Source organism: Achromobacter sp. JD-1 (genome assembly GCF_038594925.1).
Classification (GTDB): Bacteria; Pseudomonadota; Gammaproteobacteria; order Burkholderiales; family Burkholderiaceae_B; genus Achromobacter; species Achromobacter spanius_C.
In genome coordinates, this window is the sequence record NZ_JBCGCS010000057.1 from 1 (window position 1) to 2,777 (window position 2,777).

The following is a 2,777-nucleotide window of genomic DNA, read 5'->3' on the forward strand; positions in this document are numbered from 1 at the left end:
GCCCAATGGGGAGTCGTGATCAAAAAATCAGTGCTGAGATTGGGATCCGGGCGGCATCGAGACATTCAGCAAATCCAAGGCCTTATTTGCCCTATCTCGTGCGTCGTCGACGATTTGATTCTGCCGAACGATGTACTCGTACAGGGCTTTGGGGCTGTTTTCGGCCTCGACCAAGCCTTGGTCGTTGATGATTTCGGTACACAAATCTACGCACTCATTGCAGATTGCAAGCGCGCTCGCGCCAGGGGCGTTTTCCCGTGCGATCAGTTTGTGCACTTCGTTCTGAGACTTATCGCAAAACGAGCAATGCAGCGCGGCCGGCTGCTTTTTGCGCCGTGGGCTTTTTTTCTTGTTTTCGTCCATTTGGCGCAGGGGCGGCGTCAACGCGTCGCGAGGTCAGAGAGGAGCGAAATCTAGCATATGGCGCACCGATCCGAACGGGTGTTTATCCCTAGTGCCCTACCCATCTTGCGGTGGCATTCTCAGGCAAATCGCGCGCGGATTTTTTGGACGAGGAGAACCACTTTGGACGGTACCCTGGTTATCAACGGAGTCCGGGCGACGTATCGGACCATTCAATCGCCGAATGGAAACGGGGTCATAGCTGAAGTGCAGTATGCCCCGAGCGGACCGTGGGAGAGCGTCGGCGGCGCGCGCGCGGTATTCGCGGATGACGCCTTGGCTCGCCGAGCAATCCAAAGTCATGTCGCCGCGGATTGGTCCAAAAGACTGAACACTACCCGGCGACTGTGAGCGCGCCTCCCTGGCCAGCCTTGGACGTCTGATAGTCCAAGTGAGATAGCCAGGCCGCCAGGCCTGGCTATGCCGTTCAGCCGTTTCGGTGATGGTCCACCATGCCGGCCAAGTACGCCGCCTGCAACGCCCTCCAAAGATCACATGCTGGTATTTCGTGATAGTCCTTGGAGCTGATCCACTGAAGTTCCGTACATTCCATGTCCAGAATCTCCAGGGCGATGTTTTCGATGGCCAGTTTCGCAGTGCTGGATAGTTGGGGCATTGCCATGCTTCACTCCTTGTCCAGCTGGGCCAGCACTTGGCTGGCCAGCTCGTTCAGATCGATTGTCGACTGGGCGATGGCGCGCAATTCTTCCAGCGGCAAGGCTTCGAGGAATCGCCCCATGCGTTGTTCAATTTCCTGCTCCGCCAGCACCGGCCAGGCGCCATATGCGGCGATCGCGGACAAACCGCCCCGATTGTTGCGGCCGTAGCCGTGCAGGTATGCGGTTAACCCATTCTTCAGTTCGTTTTCATCCCGGCTCATGCTGCGATCCTTTCCTGGTTGGCCAGCGCAAGGCGCTGCACTGCGGCGCCGTGATACTTGGGGTCCATTTCGATCCCGTAGAAGCGCCGTCCGGTTTGGCGGGCGGCCACGCACGTGGAACCGGAGCCGGCGAACGGGTCTAGAACAATGTCGCGCGGGCGGGTAAAGGTTTCGATCAGCGGCGTCAGGCATTCGACCGGCTTCTGAGTCGGATGGTGGCGATTCCCGGTGTACTTCCAGGGGAGCACATCGGGCAGTGGTGTCGCCGGCAGCGCCGGCTGGCCCTTGGCCAGCAAGTAGGCGGACTCGTGCTGGTACGCCAAGAATCGCGCATTCGACTGGTATTGCTTGGCAAACACGATGTGGCCGACCACACGAAAGCCTGCCGCGCGCCACGCGGCGAAGAATCGATCTACGCGATTCCAGCCGTAGAACGAAATGCAAAACGCGTCATCACGAAGCACGCGGAACATCTCCGCAAACGCCGGCGTCATCCATTCATCGGTGCGATCGTTGGCAATGCTCCGACCAGAGCGGTCCACGTAGTTAACGAGGTACGGCGGATCGGTCAACACCAGGTCGACGCAACGATCTGGCAAGGTGGGAAGAACGGACAGGCAATCGCCCAAGACAACACGGCTCATGGTTGGCTCCTTGCGTGCAGCAATGTCAGCCGATCTGCATTGCACTGCACGGGGCAGGCGGGCGCAGCCCACGCAAGCGCGGTCAAGGGACGTGGAATAAATAGCGAACGCAGTGAGCGGTTTATGCCGCGAAAGCCCTTGAAGATGGGGCCGCGGCTACAAAGCCGCGCGCAGCGGCCCTAGCGTCCGTGCGGGAGTGGGATGCGACTGTATGCTCCGTGCAGTGCTTGTTGGTCTGCATGTGCCGAAGGTGGCGCGTCGCCGGCGCGCCAGGCCCCGAGAGGGGCCATCGCAACCTCGCTAGAAGAGCGACATCTGGCCAGCGGCAGCAGCTTGGCGGATGGCCTTTGGAATAACCTGCGGCGGCGCATCGATCTCAGCCGATGGACTGTCGGCCGCCACCTGGTCGACATGGATCTCGTCCATGGCCGCCGGCGCCTGCAGTAGCGCCCGAGCGCCCTCCTTCGCTTCGCGATGGCGAAGCCGCGCGCCCCAGCCGCCCAGGACGTGTGCGGGCGTAAACCACTGCTCCCGGCACTCGCCCGTGAGGCCGTTGCCATGTATCACCACGGCCGGCACGTGCAAGAGCGCCAGTTGGATGAATGTCATATGCACGCAGCGCTGATCGATGTCGATCGCAGTCGCGTGCATGCACTGCTGATAGTTCAGCTGCGCATCGTGCATCGCGTGCGCCGCCGCGATCAACATGCCGCCAGCGCCGCAAGCTGGCTCCAGTACGCGCACGAACCCCTGCGCGCTCGTCTTATCGACCAAATCCTGGCCATTGCCCATCATCATGTTGCCCATCAGGCGCGACACCTCATAGGGCGTGAAGAACTGCCCGGCGCCAG

At 60.9% G+C, this 2,777-nt stretch carries 5 protein-coding genes; 1 reads left to right on the top strand and 4 read right to left on the bottom strand.

The annotated features are described in order from the left end of the window. The coding region (locus tag WBR68_RS31590; RefSeq protein WP_446697890.1) for a hypothetical protein at window positions 1-417 on the top strand (417 nt) is incomplete at its 5' end. A gap of 412 nt (window positions 418-829) precedes the next feature. Here the strand turns inward: WBR68_RS31590 and WBR68_RS31050 are convergent. From WBR68_RS31050 to WBR68_RS31065, 4 genes are all read right to left on the bottom strand, one after another. Continuing rightward, window positions 830-1,024, bottom strand: coding sequence for a DUF6900 domain-containing protein (locus WBR68_RS31050; RefSeq protein WP_230696224.1), 195 nt, complete (start codon window positions 1,022-1,024; stop codon window positions 830-832). A 3-nt stretch (window positions 1,025-1,027) separates the two neighbouring features. After that, window positions 1,028-1,282: a hypothetical protein gene (locus tag WBR68_RS31055; RefSeq protein ID WP_127183501.1), complete on the bottom strand. Its 255-nt coding sequence runs from the start codon at window positions 1,280-1,282 to the stop codon at window positions 1,028-1,030. After that, complete coding sequence (locus WBR68_RS31060) at window positions 1,279-1,926, bottom strand: DNA methyltransferase (RefSeq protein WP_230696225.1); 648 nt, start codon at window positions 1,924-1,926, stop codon at window positions 1,279-1,281. Before WBR68_RS31060 ends, WBR68_RS31055 begins: the two co-directional genes overlap by 4 nt. 300 nt (window positions 1,927-2,226) lie before the next feature. Further along, window positions 2,227-2,777: N-6 DNA methylase (locus WBR68_RS31065; protein ID WP_230696226.1), on the bottom strand; the 551-nt coding region annotated here is incomplete at its 5' end.

Bases quoted from the DNA above. Each gene is read 5' to 3' on its own strand.
- WBR68_RS31060 (WP_230696225.1), bottom strand. From the start codon at position 1,926: ATGAGCCGTGTTGTCTTGGGCGATTGCCTGTCCGTTCTTCCCACCTTG.
- WBR68_RS31050 (WP_230696224.1), bottom strand. From the start codon at position 1,024: ATGGCAATGCCCCAACTATCCAGCACTGCGAAACTGGCCATCGAAAAC.
- WBR68_RS31055 (WP_127183501.1), bottom strand. From the start codon at position 1,282: ATGAGCCGGGATGAAAACGAACTGAAGAATGGGTTAACCGCATACCTG.